Source organism: Rhodothermus marinus (assembly GCF_009936275.1).
Taxonomy (GTDB): domain Bacteria; phylum Bacteroidota; class Rhodothermia; order Rhodothermales; family Rhodothermaceae; genus Rhodothermus; species Rhodothermus marinus_A.
This window is the reverse complement of sequence record NZ_AP019797.1, coordinates 1,260,786-1,277,602: the sequence shown is the minus strand read 5'-3', so window position 1 is coordinate 1,277,602 and position 16,817 is coordinate 1,260,786. Positions and strand designations below refer to the sequence as shown.

The 16,817-nt window shown below is 63.3% G+C and carries 9 protein-coding genes; 3 read left to right on the top strand and 6 right to left on the bottom strand.

Features of this window, described 5'->3' with window-relative positions; genetic code table 11:
* Positions 1–43: 43 nt before the first annotated feature.
* From GYH26_RS05610 to GYH26_RS05585, 6 genes are all read right to left on the bottom strand, one after another.
* Complete coding sequence (locus GYH26_RS05610; protein WP_161540816.1) at positions 44–1,102, bottom strand: PorV/PorQ family protein; 1,059 nt, start codon at positions 1,100–1,102, stop codon at positions 44–46.
* A 10-nt stretch (positions 1,103–1,112) separates the two neighbouring features.
* A complete protein-coding gene (locus tag GYH26_RS05605; RefSeq protein ID WP_161540815.1) occupies positions 1,113–4,544 on the bottom strand; it encodes a hypothetical protein in 3,432 nt (1,143 codons plus the stop codon).
* A gap of 23 nt (positions 4,545–4,567) precedes the next feature.
* Positions 4,568–7,327, bottom strand: a complete 2,760-nt coding sequence (locus GYH26_RS05600; RefSeq protein ID WP_161540814.1) for a TonB-dependent receptor — start codon at positions 7,325–7,327, stop codon at positions 4,568–4,570.
* 266 nt (positions 7,328–7,593) lie between these two features.
* Positions 7,594–8,643, bottom strand: coding sequence for a LacI family DNA-binding transcriptional regulator (locus GYH26_RS05595; RefSeq protein ID WP_012843571.1), 1,050 nt, complete (start codon positions 8,641–8,643; stop codon positions 7,594–7,596).
* A gap of 76 nt (positions 8,644–8,719) precedes the next feature.
* Complete coding sequence (locus GYH26_RS05590) at positions 8,720–10,420, bottom strand: amidase (protein WP_161540813.1); 1,701 nt, start codon at positions 10,418–10,420, stop codon at positions 8,720–8,722.
* 19 nt (positions 10,421–10,439) lie between these two features.
* Positions 10,440–11,807 carry a M28 family metallopeptidase gene (locus GYH26_RS05585; RefSeq protein ID WP_174238095.1) on the bottom strand — a complete coding sequence of 456 codons (1,368 nt, stop codon included), beginning with the start codon at positions 11,805–11,807 and terminating at the stop codon, positions 10,440–10,442.
* Between the two features lie 166 nt (positions 11,808–11,973).
* On the opposite strand from GYH26_RS05585, the gene GYH26_RS05580 reads away from it, so the two are divergent.
* Genes GYH26_RS05580 through GYH26_RS05570 form a run of 3 tightly spaced genes read left to right on the top strand, consistent with a single transcriptional unit; the run spans position 11,974 to position 16,815 of the window.
* Entirely contained in the window at positions 11,974–13,266 is a 1,293-nt protein-coding gene (locus tag GYH26_RS05580; protein ID WP_161540811.1) for an NRAMP family divalent metal transporter, read from the top strand.
* Complete coding sequence (locus GYH26_RS05575; RefSeq protein ID WP_161540810.1) at positions 13,263–15,254, top strand: hydantoinase/oxoprolinase family protein; 1,992 nt, start codon at positions 13,263–13,265, stop codon at positions 15,252–15,254. Before GYH26_RS05580 ends, GYH26_RS05575 begins: the two co-directional genes overlap by 4 nt.
* 1 nt (position 15,255) lies before the next feature.
* Complete coding sequence (locus GYH26_RS05570; RefSeq protein ID WP_161542376.1) at positions 15,256–16,815, top strand: hydantoinase B/oxoprolinase family protein; 1,560 nt, start codon at positions 15,256–15,258, stop codon at positions 16,813–16,815.
* Positions 16,816–16,817: the final 2 nt, after the last annotated feature.

Sequence of the window (16,817 nt, the reverse complement as noted above, 5' to 3'; positions counted from 1 at the left end):
GTTGGTGTGTTGATTTTTTCAGCAGGCCGTAGCTTTTTCTGCTTCAGAAGTACAGGCGCAGATCCAGCATGGTCACGTTCCCCAGCAACTCAAAGGGGATGTAGCCAAAGTCAGCACCGAAGCGCACCGCCCCCACCCGCATGTCCAGCCCACCGCCCAGCGTCAGGTGAGAGTAGGCATTCTGCAGCGGAAAGTCTTTGTACCCGGCACGCAGGTCCAGATTCATCCCGCCCAGCATGAAGCGCAATTCGGTACCAAAGTCGGCGTTCAGGTTGTTGTCGGTGGGCTGATGCGCGTCGGCGTAGAAGGCCATCTCCATCTGATCGGACCGAAGCAGCGGCCAGGCCACACCGAACTTGAACGAAAGGGGCAGATCCCAGCTGTTCGTTTCGAGCTGCGCGGGCAGCCGGTCGTTGCTGCCGCTGTGTGTGGGATCCAGATCGACGAACACCCGGGTGTTCACCCCCCGCATCTGCATCTCTCCCCCGAAGTTCATGATGGAAGCGGCCAGGCGCAGTCCATTCAGATACTGCGTTTCCAGCACGAAGCCGATGTCGATGGCCACGGTGTGGGCCGACATGTCGTAGATCTGCTGGCGTACGTACTTGACGGTGCCGCCGATGTAGAAGGTATTCGTCAACGGCTGGGCGTAGCTGAGGCCGATGACCAGATCGGTAGCCCCGAACGTCTCGCCGGTACCCTCGGGCAGGTCCACCGTGCGCACCTCCATCCGACCGTAGTCCACCTGCGCCAGCGACAGCCCTACGGCTCCGGCCGTCATCACAGGCACGACCAGCCCGAAGGCATTGTAGTCAATGTCGGCCAGCCAGCGCGTGTGCGTAAAGAAGACAGCCCCACGGTTCTCGCCGTCGTAAAGGCGAGCGGCGCCGGCCGGATTCCAGAACAGCGCGTCGGCGCCGGTGGCCACGGCCGTATAGGCGTGCCCGAGCGCACTGCCCCGAGCACCGGTGCCCAGAATGAGGAACGGGGCGGCGGTTGTGCCCACCCGGCTCTGTGCCACCACCTGCCCGGCCAGACTTCCTCCCAGCAGACCTACCAACACCAGCCGCTGGATGTATGGAAGCAACCGTCGATTTTGCATGGCATACACGTCACTTGATGATTGCAAATTTGCCGACCTTCTCGCCAATGCCCGGCGCCTCTACATGGTAGATGTAGACGCCATAGGCCACTTCCTGCCCGTCCTCGGTGAGCAGATCCCACCATTCCGCCCCGTCGCCGTTGATGCCATGGTGCTCCAGTTTGCGCACCAGCTCACCGCGCATGTTGAAGATGCGAATGGTGCAGCGCTCGGGCAGATGAATGAACTGGATGCGGCGCGGACCGCGGCCCTGAATCTGCGTGCGCGGCTCCCACTCGGCTGCCGCAATATAGGGGTTGGGCACCACGGCGATACGATCCAGCTCCTTACGGGCCAGCTCGGTATCCACGTACCCCGGCCGCATGGTAAACTGGAAGTAGTCGTTGCGCGAGAAGGGGCGGAAGGTTGAGATCCGGATCCGGTCGCCGGGCGAAGGCGCAATGCTTTCGGGACCGGCCACCGAGAAGGTGAGTACGTAGCGGAAGCGGTGCACGTTGAAGCGTACATCGGCAACCACCAGCGCATCGCCCGGCAGGTCCACCTGGCCGTTTTCATTCAGATCACGCACCAGCAGGTGGCACTGCTCGCCAGTGGTCAGGTTACGGCACCAGATCGGAATCTCCACGCGCCGCAGGTGACCCGGATAGGGGCGATTGGGCGTGCGGTAAAGCGAGTCGGCCCACCAGATTTCGTACTCGTAAGGAGCCGCTGCTGCAAAGTTCGTCTGGTCCGTTTCGATAGAGACCACCCAGTTTGTCTCGTACCCTTCCAGCGGACGCGGATTCAGGTTGAAGACTTCCTCGCCGGTTTCCGGGTCCTGCCCCACCCAGCCGGTCCGGCTCCAGTCCACCTCCAGCGCGTCGTTGTAGATGGTGATCACGAAGCCGTCCACGGCCACGGTCTTCTGGGGCGACTCGATCAACGGCGTGCGCGGAATAAGCACCTCGTTTGTCGTGGCATTCCAGAGCGTGTAATGCGTGGTGCGATAGGTATCGCCCGTACCGGAAGTATCCGAAAAGGTCAGCTTATAGACCACGTTCGGATTGATCGCCTCACTGTTGACCACGGTGACTTCAATGTGACCGGTACCGATGCCTTCGGTGGGCTTACTGAGGTCTTCGTTTGTCGAGGCAGGCACATAACCGGCCGCCCGGGCTCGAGGTGTCACAATCGCCACATTGGGCGAATGCCCCCGGATGTTACCGGCCTGGTCTACGTTGATGCTGAAGACGTTTTCCTGCGGGTCAATGGGCTCCGGATTGGGATTCAGCGAGTCGGGCTCGGGCCGATAGCCGTGATCGTAGGCTACGATGGCGTAGTAGTACGTTTTGCCGTTGACCACATCACGGTCGATATAGCTGAACTGGAGCCCGGTGTTGCTGCCCAGGTTGAAGAAGGCCGTGTTTTCCAGGACCGGCACATTGCCCGCATATTCGTTGACCAGGTCCCACTGAGCAATGGGCTTATAGAAGGTGGGCACTCCGCTGGCGTTTGTGATGACCCGGGCATCAGAAAAGAGCGGATCAGTACCCTTGTAAAGCTTGAATCCTTCAAAATCGAACTGCTGCGTAAAGCGGTCGAAGCTTCGAAGCGCCAGCGTATCCCAGGAGAGCACCACGTAGCCGTCGCCGGCCTCCGCCTTCAGCGTGGGCATGATAGGCGGCTGGGCAAAGCGGTAGTCGGCATCGTAGATGCGCTGAACGGTCTGACGATTTTTGAAAAAGTCCTCCTCGTCTTCGCCGAAGATCCAGCCCAGCGAGAAAAAGTCTGTTTCGTTGGGGCCCAGCTCGACAGGGCCAGAGCTAAAGTTCAGGAACGGTTCGACGTTGGCCACAAGCTGACGCGGCTCCTGCCCCAGCCGGAACTGCGATTCCCGGATGCGCGCCCACATCCAGGTATCGTCACGCAGATTATCTCCTGCCTCATAGAAAGGCCGCGTCCCCAGGTGGAAGCCGGTCAGTCCAATCTGGTCGCTCTCGTCGATATCCACTTCGTCAAAGTTAGGCTCACGAATCGAGGGCTGATTATCGCACTCACCGGTATCAGGCCCGGGGTAGCCAAGGTCATAGGGATTCAGTCCGTCGCGACCCACGTCGTCGTTCAGCAACTCACCCTCGTCACAGACGCCGTTGTTGTTGGCGTCGTCGAAGCCCACCCAGTCCAGATCTTCATCACCGGTCCACCAGCGCCCGGCCAGATAAGCCCGACGATTCTCCAGGGGGCCATAATGCCGCTCGAAGTTGGCCATGTTATAATTGGCCTCCACATAGGCGCGGATATTGTCGCGGCCTTCGATGAGAAAGCCCGGACCGCTGAAGCGGCTTTCGTCCGTAATGCCGTCCTCGTCATTATCGAGGCCATCGTGGTCGTTGGCCGGACTTTCCAGGAAGGCAAACCCGACGTAGCCCAGCTTGTAGGTGCCACCGGTCATGTGCTGGCCGATGCCATCGTGGTCCCAGCCATAGGCCACGTCAATCTGCGGGTTGAAGGCCGCGCTTTCGTCTGTTTCTTCGTTACCCATGCCGTAATCCACGAATTGCGCGAAATACAGGCCGGTCTTGGGATCCGGGACGTTCGTCAGATCCGAAAGCACCTCGCCGAAATTTGTCTGGCCCAGATTGGTGATGCGGTAGATCATGAACATCACATCTTCGGCGAGGATGTTGGCCCATTGCAGCAACCGCACATTGACCTGCAGACCGATCCCTCCCTTGGTCGAATCGAACGGATCCGGGTAATAGATACCGTACTGACTGTTAGGCCGTCCCGTTGCGGGATCGATCAGGTACTCGGCATCGGACAGGTCGTCCATCACATAGAAACTTTCCTGGTCAGCGTTGAAGACGCCCTTGCCGAACATCCCATTCCACTTCCCGGGCCAGCCGGGATCGTCCGGTTCACTGAGCTTGTCGGGCCAGAAGGGGGGCCAAGACGTCGGGTCGGTACTGATGGCCGGTACGGGCTGCCGCTGGTTGGTGATGGGATCACGCCGGAAGGGATTGTGGAAGCCGGGCAGCGGCAACCACCCCCAGACCCGTCCGGTGGCCGGATCCACCTTGGTGCCTGCCGAGCGATAGTGAATGCTCACGGGATTGAGCAGCGTATCGGGCGTACCAGGCGGCCAGAAATTGTAAGGCGGCTGGCTCCACTTGGCCCGCTCGCCCCGGACCAGTCCGACCACGACCACGCCGATCCCGTCGATATGGCGCCCACCGATCGTCTTGGGCCAGATACCCCAGGGCATATCGTTCCAGCGGGCCATCTCGCCGTGGTTGCGGTAGTTTGTCTCGATCAAATTGCCGTTCATGATGCCCCGCGCCACGGCATCTTCCGTGCCCCGATATTCGGGCGGAATGGTCGTTCCTTCCTGCGCGCGGGCACTGCCTGCAAGCAGCAGCAACAATCCCAGCCCCAACCACCGATGTAACCGTCCGAACTGCATGGTACGTACACCCTCTGTTGCGTTCAGAAATCGTAGCGAAGGCCAAAGTAGACCCGCCGCGGCGGCGAGAACCAGTCCTGGCGGTAGAAATACTCGTCCAGGCTGTTAACGCCACCCGGACGGGTGCCCGTCCGTTCGTACTGTTCTTTGGTCACCGACTCGTCACCTCGCCCCGTATCTTCATAGACGCCGTAGTGAATCCTGGCATCAAAGAGATTGTCGACCTGCAGGATCAGGCTGAGCCGGTTGTTGAAGACCGGCGGCCGCAGGTACATACGCAGGTCGGTCAGGAAGCCGCTGGGTCGGTCGGCGTTGTTCTTGATGTAGGAGCGAATGAAGCGGCGCACCGTGGTATACGGCGTTCCGGTCTGGTAGCGACTGTAGATTGTCAGCGAGAGCGCCGGACTGGGATTCAGCGTGATACTGGCATTGAGTACGTGCCGACGGTCCCAGTCCAGGCGCACCAGCGAGAGAATCGGCTCCTCACCACTCTGGAAGCGCTGAAAGGCTTCGTCCGGGTTCGAAGAAGTGCCTTTGGCAAACTGGAGCGTGTAGTCAACATCCCAGGTAACCGGTCCGCCGGGCCGCTGGTAAAGCGAGAAGGTAAAGCCACGGGCTACACCGACGTCCCGATTAATGTAGCGCACAAAGTTGGCCGTCGTGCGTACGTCGCGTTGAATCTCAACGCCCGTCAGATTTCGGATGTCTTTGGAAAAGAGCGTGAGTTCCACCCCCAGATCCTCGGTCAACCCCTGCTGCAGCCCCACCTCAAAATGCAGCGTGCGTTCGGGATTCAGGGCCGGATTGCCAAAGTAGGTGCTGTTGTCCTGCGGGTTGACTTCGTACTCGGGATTCGTGTAGAGAATGCTGAGCTGCGGAATCTGGAAAAACAATCCGGCCGAAAAGCGAATCACGCCGGAGGACGAAATCGGAAAAGCAATACCCAGGCGCGGACTGATCTGATAACGCGCCGGTGCCGGCTTTCGGTTGTAGAGTGAGTCGCCGGTCGTCTGACCGTTCTCGTCAATGACCGGAATGTAGAGTTGGTTGGCCTGCGTCCAGTCGATGGGAATTTCGTAGTCCGGATTGAAATAGTCGAAACGAATTCCCGCATTTACAATCAGGTTTTTGAACTCCATTTTGTCCTGAATGTAGGCCGCCAGCTCGTACGGATCGGCCCGCAGCGTGTCACGGCCGTAGGGATCCGGCGAAGGCATCGGCAGCCAGCCCGTGCGCGAGCTGACCTCAATGCCATAGCTCCCGTTTCGAATGCGATGCAACCGAGCCGAGAAGCCTGCCTTGATCTGGTGTACCTGGTTGATCTGGTTTGTGTAATCGGCCAGAATCGTATGCGTAACGGTCAGGTCGCTGGCATTGTAAAGGTCGTTACCGCCAACATCAAAGGCATTCCCACCTTCCAGCGAACTGAGCCTGGACGAAACGTAGCGCCGATCCAAGATGCCCGTCTCTTTGAAATCCTTCGGAATGTCGTACAGCCGCGAGGCACCGGCATCGCGCAGATAGCTGTAGTTGATGTTGGCAAATGAATGGGCATTGGGCGTAAGACGCAGGCTGAAGAGATGGAACTGGCTGTTGTTGAACCAGCGGTTGATGCCGTCGGGCACATATTTCTGTTGATGGTTAATGTTGCGTCCGGTGGCGTCCTGCCAGAGCAGATTGTACTCAAAGCGTACGCCCGGCGTAATCTGGTAGGTCAGCGCCCCGTTGATGGAATAGCGGCGCATATGCGAGGGTACAAACTTCTGATCGCCGGTCGACTCAATGATCCAGGTCTCCGGATTACCCGAACTCAGGTTCTGAGAGGAGTCCGAGGGCATGAAGAGTCGGCGACCGATCACATGCCCCTCGGTATAGAGATAGCGGCCCGTTACCCGAATCCCCAGCTTATCCTGCAGCAGCGGCCCTCCCAGTGAAAACTGCAGATCCTCATGTCCCGGAAAGCCCGCCGCTTTGGAATAGGGCACCATCTCCGAGGTAAAATCATCGTAGCGCAGGCCGTTTCCAGGTGGCGCCAGCCGCTTGACGAATTCCAGCTTCCGGTTACTGGCGATTCCGCCGATTTCGGCCGAAAACGAACCGGTCCATTTTCTTGGAACCCCTTTCGTTACAATGTTCACCACGCCCGACATGGCCTGGCCATACTCGGCATTAAAGACGCCGCTGATCACCTCCAGCGCCGAGACCATGTTCTTTTCGACCTCCAGCGCAGCGCTGTTGGTATAGGGGTTATTGATGGGCACGCCGTTGATCAGATAGGCTACCTCACCAAGGCGTCCACCCCGGAAGTGGCCGTCCACCACACCCGCCTGCTGATTGATGACCTCTCCGATATTCGTAACGGGCAATGCCTCCAGCTCTTCCTCACCGACGAACGCCGTCGTGGTCGTCCGGTCAATCTGCACAATTGGCCGTTCAGCCACTACCACTACCTCTTCCCCCTGAATCACCGTCTCCTGCATCTGGACGTTGATCGTGGTGGTTTTGTCCACCTCCACGCGCACGTTTTCCACCCGCACATCCGCATATCCCACGTATTTGAAGACCAGCGTATAGGTCCCCGGCTTCACATTGATGATCACATAGTAACCTTCCGCATCGGTGGTCGTCCCCTGCATCGTCTCTTCGATGTAGACCTGCACGCCGGGTAGCGGCTCACCTGTGGCCGCATCGGTCACATAGCCGGCAATCTTACCGGTTGTGCCGGCCCGAACGACCATCGTCATCAGCCCCCCACCCAGCAGCAACAACAAAAAACGCTTCATAAGACCATTCAGGTTTGTCTTTCATGGCAGGATCGCTTCCCTTCAATACACCTTCTCCCTACAATGAATCGGTTCAAAATTCACTTTTCCTCCAAGATAACACAGTGGTACAAATGTGTCAATCCCTCGGTAAGTACCCTGCTTATCTCTTCTAATCTGCCAACTAAAGACTAGACTCCGGAATCGCTTTTCGAAAATCGGGAAAATCAAACAGTTTTACCGATTCAAAACGGCAAAATCAGACCTGCTATTCTGTAGGGGTGTTTTTACAACGCCCGTGTGGTGGCGCGTTCGACAAGCTCGGCTTCCAGTACGATATGCCGCGGAGGGAGCTGTTCGCCCCGGTCGTGCGCTTCGATCAACTCCAGCAACAGCTCGGCCGCGCGGGCGCCCATCTCGCGCTTGGGCACGCGTACGCTCGTCAGCGGCGTGCTCAGATAGGCGGCCATCGGAATGTCGTCGAACCCGATCACCGATACCTCCTCGGGCACGCGAATCCCCAGTTCGTGCAATGCCCGGAGCACGCCCATTGCCACCAGGTCGTTGAAACAGGTCACGCCCGTGGGCAAGCTGTCGCGGTGCGTGCGGAAATACTCCAGCGCCGCTTCGTAACCGTCCTGCAGGTGCGCCCCGGCCGGAATGATCACCTCGTCGGTAAAACGCAAATGCGACTGGCTGAAAGCTTTCTCCACGCCCAGAATGCGGTCGCGCGTGTGCTGCGTGTAGGGCGGCCCGGCAAAATGCACGATGCGTTCATGCCCGCGCTCGATCAGATAGCTGACGGCCATCTGCGCGGCCCGGACGTTATCGACGCTGACCACGTTCACCTGCAACCCCTGCACGGCCTCCAGCAGCACGAAAGGATATTCGGCCCGTCGCAGCATGAACAGATGGGATAGATCGGCCCGCGCATCCAGTACCGGCGCAATCACCGCACCCTGCACGTACCGGTTCTGAAAGGCCCTGAGCAGCTCGCCTTCTTTTTCGTAGCTCCCCTCCGAAGTGCACACAAACGAAATGTACCCGCGCGACGCCAGATATTCCTGCGCTCCGATGACCACCTCCGAGTAGAACGGATTGTCCATCTCTTTGATGATCAACCCGATCGCCGGCTCGAAGACCTTCCCGTCGCCCTGCATGGCGCCCAGCGCCCGCGCCGAAGGCGAGGGCTGATAGCCCAGTTCTTCGATGGCCGCCAGTACCCGCCGTCGCGTATGCTCGCGAACGGTCGGCCGGTTGTTCAGCACCGCGGAAACCGTCCCCACCGAAACCCCGGCCTTCCGGGCCACATCGGCAATGGTCACGCGCTTTTTCATGGGAGTATGCTCCGTTGCATGAGGTAAGGGCTTTCGCAATAATTTACAAAAATGAATCCCTTCATTCCAGGCATTTTCAACGAATCGGCGGGCGGCGCCGGTGAAAATCGGTGGCCTGCTGGTAGGCGTGCGCCAGCATGAGCACCTCGGCATCCCGATACAGGCCGCCGATGAACGTGATGCTGCCGGGCCGGCGACGCGGCGACAGCGGGTTGTCTTTCAGCGGATGGAAGGCGTTCGGCACGCACACGCAGGGATGGCCCGTCAGGTTCGTAATGCGAAGTGTTCCACCGCCGAACGTCGGTGAAACGAACACGTCCACCTCTTGGAAAACCTCGGCCATCCGCTGCATGAGCAGCGTGCGGATGCGGTTGGCCTGCAGAAACTCGACTGCCGGCACAAAACGCGCCACCCGGAACACATGCGGCCAGGTGTTGCGTCCCTGCCGGACCATCAGGTCCACCCCGCCTGTCCGGGTCAGTTCATCAAAGGCGGCGGCCGCCTCCACTTCCAGTGTGAGCAGCATGGCCGAGACGGGCAGGTCGTCCGGCAGGCGGATGGGCTTCAGTTCAATGCCCAGGTCGCGCAGCACCTGGAGCGTCTGCAGGTCGGCTTCCCGGTTCTCGTAATCTTCCTCAAAGGCTTCGGCCAGATAGCCCACGCGCAGTTGCCGCACGTCGAAGTTCGGATCGAAGGGGAACGGCATATCGCGCGTACTCGGATCGCGCGGGTCGCGTCCCCGGATCACATCGAACACGAGCGCGCAATCCTCGGCCGAACGGGCCATGGGGCCGAGCTTGTCCATCGTCCAGGCCAACGTCATGGCCCCGTAGCGGCTCACCGCCCCGAACGTCGGACGATGGCCGGTCACTCCGTTACGTGTCGAGGGCGACACGATCGAACCCAGCGTCTCCGACCCGATCGCGAACGGCACCAGCCCGGCTGCCACCGCCGCCCCGGGTCCCGCCGAAGAGCCACTCGAGCCCTGCTCGATGTTCCAGGGGTTTTTCGTCTGGCCGCCGAACCACACGTCGCCCCAGGCCAGCGCCCCCAGCGTCAGCTTGGCCACGAGCACGGCGCCGGCCGCATCCAGCTTTTCGATCACGGCAGCCGTCACATCCAGCACCTGGTTTTCGTAGGGTTTCGCGCCCCAGGTCGTGCGATAGCCGGGTACGGCCAGCAGGTCCTTGGCGCCGTAGGGCACGCCGTGCAGCGGCCCTCGCCAGTGGCCGGCGTCCAGCTCTTCGTCGGCCTGTCGCGCCTGGGCCATGGCCCGCTCCTCGGTATAGGTGATAACGGCCTTCAGCACGGGATCGTAGCGCTTCAGACGGGCCAGATACAGTTCGGTCAGTTCCACCGAGCGCACCTGCCGCGTCTTGAGCAGGTACGAAAGTTCGGCCACCGTCATGAAGGCCAGGTCTTCGTCGCTGCGCGGCCGCTCCACCGGTCGGGGTTCCCAGCGCATTCCGGCCGTTCCTTCCGGGATCGGCTCGCCGCCGATGGTCGGATCGAACACGAAGGCCGGAATCACATCGTTGGGAAGCGGGACCTGACGCATCGCCTCGTAATCCTTCAGGCGCTCGGTCAGGTCCTCCACCATCATCTGGCGCTGTTCTTCCGTAAAAGACAGGCCGGCGATGCGTTCGGCACAGGCGATCGTTTCCGGCGTGATCGGCTCGCCTTCTTCGATTTTCGCATACAGTACGCCGGGGAAAAGCGTACCGGTCAGCCCCAGCGCCGAGCAGTACTGGAGGAACAGACGACGATCCAGCGGCATGGCGCTATAGCGGTTTGCGTTAACGGAATCGAGGGACAGGAAACAGGATGCGGCTTTCGTGGCCCTGTGCATCCACCGACTGAATGCCGAAGAAGTAATCGTCCTTCGACCAGCCCACGAAGGTGTAGCTGGTGTCCGTGGCCGGCACGAACCACTTCTGCTGCCATTGCGGAGCGGTGGTCTCACGCACGAGCACGTAGTAGCCCGCCAGCCGGTCGCGTCCGGCCCGCGGAGGCTCCCAGAGCAGCCGGGTATCGACCGAGAGCCCCCGCGCGTCGATATAGGCGGCTGCGGGTGGCGGCGGGGCCATCGCCAGGTTGGCCAGCACAGCTGTCATCAGACGGGTCACCCGTGCCACGTAATCGAAATCCACACGGTCGGGCACGTCGCCGTAGGCGATGCCGTTCTCGACGCGCACGTCCTGATGCTGGCGCGTGTAGGATTCGTTGGGCTCGGTGAGTCGGACGGCCGCAAAGCCGCGCTCGTTGAACGGAATATGGTCGCCGCCCCTCAGGAAGCGGTCGCGCCGGAAGATCAGCTTCACGTGGAGCTCGGGCACATAGCGCGCGCCGATCTCGTGCAGGTAGCGGGCAAGCTGGCGGGACGGACTGTCGTTTTCGCCGCCGATAGCCTGGCGCAGACGGGCCTGCTGCAGCGTTTCGGCCGAGGGCACTCCTTCCGAAAAGACGCGCACCGTCCGGTTGTCGCGCACGCCGTTGTCGCCCTCGGTATTGCCGATGATGTCCAGCGTGAACATCCCGGCCACGTTCCAGCCCAGCGAGTCGGCCATGGCCGCCAGATGTCGGGCGCCGAGGAGCCCCTGCTCCTCGGCCGCCATCGCCACGAACAGAATCGTGGCCGGAAAGCGCTCACCGGCCAGCACCCGGGCCATTTCCATGACGGCGGCTGTCCCGCTGGCGTCGTCCGAGGCGCCCGGCGCGTACGAAAGCGAATCCATCACGTCGCTCACGCGGCTGTCGTAATGGCCGCTGACGATGAAAATGCGGTCGTCTTCAGGATCGGTGCCGGGCAGGCGAGCGATCACGTTAACGATCTCCACGCGCCGATCCACACCGCGGCCGTCCGGTCCGTACCAGAAGCGGTCGAAAAATACCTCCATGCGTCCGCCGCCGGCCGCCGCGTAGCGTTCGAGCGTTCGTTTGATCCAGCGACGGGCGGCCCCGATGCCGAACGTATCGTTTTCGGTCGGCGAAAGCGTATGCCGCGTACCGAAGGCGGCCAGCCGGCGGATGTTCGCCTCGATCGAATCGGCCGAGACGCGCGCCAGCAACTGCTGGATGTAAGGATCCGGCTGCTTCGTTACCGGCTGCGTCTTTCCTGCCAGTGTCCATCCGGCCAGTAGCAGTACGATCCAGAGCCGTTTCATGCCCCCATCCTGAATGCCGGTCAATTTTTTCCAGAACATACAAAACGGCCGAATAAAGTAGGAGCGGACCGACGCGATCACCCCGCATGTTCGACGGGGCGGTAGCATTTCTGGGGAAGAATCTCATAGTTTCCGGTCGCAAGAATGCTCTGCGCCGGAATTTTCCATGCGACGCTGGACGTCCATCCTGCTCGGGGCCGTTCTGACGGCGGCCTTCATTGGTCCGGGCACGGTCACCACAGCGGCGGCCGCCGGGGCCGGCTACGGGCTGGCTCTACTGTGGGCGCTGACGTTCTCGACGCTGGCCTGCTGGACGCTGCAGGAGGCGGCCGCCCGGCTGGCCATCTGCTCGGGACGTCCGCTGGCCGAAGCGCTGCGCGATCAGTTCGACGGCTGGAAAGGCGTGGCCGTCCGATTGCTGGCGCTGGGCGCCATCGTGCTGGGCAATGCGGCCTTCGAGGTGGGAAACGTACTGGGCGCCGTGGCCGGACTGGAGCTGGTGTTCGACGTGCCTCGCCGTCTGCTGGTGCTCGGCGTGGGTTTGCTTTCGGGCACCCTACTCTGGTTCGGCACGCTGCGCATGTTGCCACGCGTGCTCGGCGTCTTCGTGGCGTTCATGGGCCTGGCGTTTCTGATCACCGCCCTGCAGGTGCATCCGCCCGACGCCGCGCTGCTGCGCCATCTGGTCTGGCCCGCGCTGCCGGAGGGCGCCGGCCTGCTGGTGGTAGGGTTGATCGGCACCACCGTCGTACCCTACAACCTGTTTCTGGGCTCCGGGCTGGCCCGGGGCGAGCCGCTGGACACTACGCGCTTCGGGCTGGCCGTGGCCATCGTCGGCGGCGGCCTGATCTCGATGGCCGTGCTGGTGGTCGGCACGGCGGTACAGGGCACCTTCACCTACGCGGCCCTTGCCGACACGCTCGGTCGGGTGCTGGGCACCTGGGCCCGCACCCTGTTCGCGCTGGGACTCTTTGCGGCCGGCTTCACGTCGGCGCTGACGGCGCCCATCGCCGCCGCCATCACGGCCCGGGGCCTGCTGAGTGCACCGAACGCCTCGGAGCACGACCGCACCTACCGGCTTACCTGGCTGGTGGTATGGGGCAGCGGCGTGCTCCTGAGTCTGCTGGACCTGCGGCCGATCCCGGCCATCATCACGGCCCAGGCACTCAACGGCGTGCTGCTACCGATCGTGGCCGTATTTCTGTGGATCGCCACCAACGATCCGCGCCTGATGGGACGCGACGGCCTCACTTCGCCCGGGCTGAACGTGCTCGCCGGCCTCTCGGTCGGGATCGCCGTGTTGCTCGGCCTGCGCAACCTGCTGGCCGCATTGCAGGCGGCCGGCGTGGGTCCGGTACTGTCGGAGTCGCTGCTGCTGAAACTGGCCGGCGGCATTACCTTCTTTTTGCTACTGCTTCTGGGTCGCTATCTGTATCGACTGCGTCGTCTTGCCCCATGAGCATCCGCGTAGGTATCGACATCGGAGGGACCTTTACGGACTTTGTCGTTTTCGACGAAACGGACGGGCGCCTGACTACCTTCAAGATCTTCTCCACGCCGGACGATCCGGCGCGTGCCGTGCTCGAAGGCCTGCAGCAGGTGCCAGCGGCCGCACGCCAGATCGTGCACGGCTCGACCGTCGCCACGAACGCCCTGCTGGAACGCAAAGGCGCGCGCACGGCCTTCGTCACGACGGCGGGCTTTCGGGACCTGCTGCATATCGGCCGTCAGAACCGGGCCGAGTTGTACGATCTGGCCGCCCGACGGCCCGAACCGCTCGTGCCACGCACGCTGTGCTTTGAAGTGCCGGAACGCGTGGGTCCCGACGGATCGGTGCTTCAACCGCTGGACGAGACGGCCATTCCACCGCTGATCGAGGCGCTTCGGTCGGCCCGCGTGGAGTCGGTCGCCGTCTGTCTGCTTTTTTCTTTTGCCCACCCGGACCACGAGCAACGGCTGGCGCGCGCACTGCGGGAAGCCGGCTTCGTGGTGGCGGCCTCCAGCGACATCCTGCCCGCTTTCCGGGAGTACGAGCGGGCCAGCACCACGACGGCCAGTGCCTACGTGGCCCCCGTGCTGGATCGTTACCTCGGCCGCCTCGAAGCCGCGCTGGGCGGCACGTTGCGCGTGATGCAGTCCAGCGGCGGCCTGATTCATGCCCGCGAGGCCCGCACCCAGGCCGTCCGCTGCGTGCTCTCGGGACCGGCCGGCGGCCTGATCGGCGCCCGCTTCGTGGCCGAGCTGTCCGGCACCCGCCACCTGATCACGTTCGACATGGGCGGCACGTCCACGGACGTGGCGCTGGTGCCCGACGCCCTGCCCCTCACCACCGAAGGTACCATCGGCGGGCTTCCCATCGGGATCCCGTTGCTCGACATCCACACGGTCGGGTCCGGTGGCGGCTCCATTGCGCGGGTCGATCCCGGCGGCGCCCTGCGCGTGGGGCCGGAAAGCGCCGGTGCCGATCCCGGTCCGGTCTGTTACGGACGCGGCGGCATCGAACCCACCGTGACCGACGCCCACCTGGTGCTCGGCCGCCTGCGGCCGGATGCCTTTCTCGGCGGCCGCCATCGGCTGGACGCCGAAGCCGCCGAGGAGGCCCTGACGCGACTGGCCCGAACGCTGCGCCTGGACGTGCCCCCCGGCCTGACGCCCGCTCAGGCGGCCGCCCGGGGCATCGTGGCGGTGGCCGAAGCCCACATGGCCCGGGCGCTCCGCGTAATCTCGGTCGAGCGTGGCTACGACCCGCGCGATTTCGTGCTCGTCTCGTTCGGCGGCGCCGGCGGCCTGCACGCGGCCACGCTCGCCCGGGCGCTGGGCATTCGCCGCGTGCTCGTGCCCGCCCAGGCTTCGGTGCTCTCGGCGCTGGGCATGCTGGCCGCCGACGTGGTGCGCGACTATGTCCAGACCGTCATGCTCCCAGGCACCACGTCGTCGGAAGAACTGCGTCGGCGTTTCGATCCGCTGGTCCGCCAGGGACGCGAGGAGCTACGCGCCGAAGGCTTTGCGTCGGGTCAGATCCGGATCGAACGCCTGCTCGACGTCCGCTATCCCGGCCAGAGCTACGAACTGACCGTGCCCTTCGGCCGCGGCTGGATCCGTGCCTTCCACCGACTGCACCGGCGGCGCTACGGCTATGCCACGCCGGACCTCGTGCCCGAGATCGTCAACCTGCGCGTGCGGGCTACCGGACCGATCGCGCCGCCCGCGCTCCCGACGGTCGAGGCGGGCGATCCCGTTCCGCCCTCCGAAGCCCTGCTGGACAGGACCCCGGTCGTGCTCGAGACGAGCCGGGCGGACGTCCCCTTCTTCGACGCCACCCGCCTGAGCGCCGGCAACCGACTGCTCGGTCCCGCCGTGCTCGTACGCCCCGATACGACCATTTACCTGCCCCCGGAAACCACCGCCCACGTTGACCGCTTCGGCCATGTCTGGATCGATACCTGAAATGGACCCGGTTCGGCTGGAAATTTTTCGCCACCTGCTGGCCGCGGTGGCCGAGGAAATGGGCGCCGTGCTGCGCCGCACCGGCTTTTCGCCGAACATCAAGGAGCGCCGCGACTATTCGTGCGCGCTGTTCACGTCCGATGGCGAACTGGTGGCCCAGGCCGCCCACATTCCCGTACATCTGGGCGCGTTGCCGCTGTCGGTGCAGGCCTGTCGCGAAGCATTTCCCGAGCTGAAACCGGGCGATGCCGTGCTGCTCAACGATCCGTTCCGGGGTGGCACGCACCTGCCGGACCTGACGCTCGTTTCGCCGGTGTTCGTCGAAGGGAAGTTGCTCGGTTTCGTGGCCAGCCGCGCCCATCATGCCGACATCGGCGGCATGGCACCGGGCTCGATGCCGCTGTCGCGCGAAATCTTTCAGGAAGGGCTCATCATCCCGCCCGTTAAGCTCATGGAGCGCGGCCGCCCGAACCGGGCCGTGTGGGAATTGCTGCTCGCCAACGTGCGCACACCCGACGAGCGGCGCGGCGACCTGCGTGCGCAACTGGCCGCCAACGAGCGGGGCGTCCGGCGCCTGCAGGAGCTGGCCGCCACCTACGGCCCCGATACGCTCCAGGCGGCTTTTTCGGCCCTGCTGGATTATGCCGAGCGGTTGATGCGCACCCTGCTGCAGACGCTGCCTGACGGCACCTGGCGCTTCGAAGATGCGCTCGACGACGACGGGATCGGCGAAGCGCCCCTGTGGATCCGGGTCAAGCTGACCATCGCGGGCGACACGGCCACGATCGACTTCTCCGAGACCGATCCCCAGTGCGCGGGTAGCCTGAACGCCGTCCGTGCCATCACGGTCTCGGCCGTGTACTATGTGTTCCGGGCCTTGCTGGGCTACGACGTGCCGGCCAACGCGGGCTGCCTGCGCCCCCTGCAGATCGTTACCCGGCCCGGCACGCTCGTCGATGCTCGACTACCGGCGGCGGTCGCCGGCGGCAACGTGGAGACCTCCCAGCGGATCGTCGATGTGCTGCTGGGCGCGCTGGCGCAGGTCTGCCCCGATCGCATTCCGGCCGCCTCTCAGGGTACTATGAATAACCTGACGATCGGCGGACTCGACCCGCGCACCGGCCGTTACTACGCCTACTACGAGACGCTGGCTGGCGGCGCCGGGGCCCTGCCCGATGCCGATGGCACCTCGGCCGTGCACACGCACATGACGAACACGCTGAACACGCCCGTCGAGGCGCTGGAGTACGCCTATCCGCTCCGCGTAACGCACTATGCGATCCGGGACGGGTCGGGCGGCGCCGGCCGCCATCGGGGCGGCGACGGGCTCATCCGGGAGATCGAGCTGCTGGCGCCGGCACAGGTTACCTGGCTGACCGAACGGCGGCGACGGCCGCCCTACGGACTGGCCGGCGGCGCGCCGGGCCAGCCCGGCCGCAACCTGTGGATTCACCGGGGCGAGGTGCGCCAGATGCCCGGAAAGACCAGTTTTCAGGCCGAAGCCGGCGACCGCATCCGCATCGAAACGCCCGGAGGCGGCGGCTGGGGCCCGCCTGCATAGTT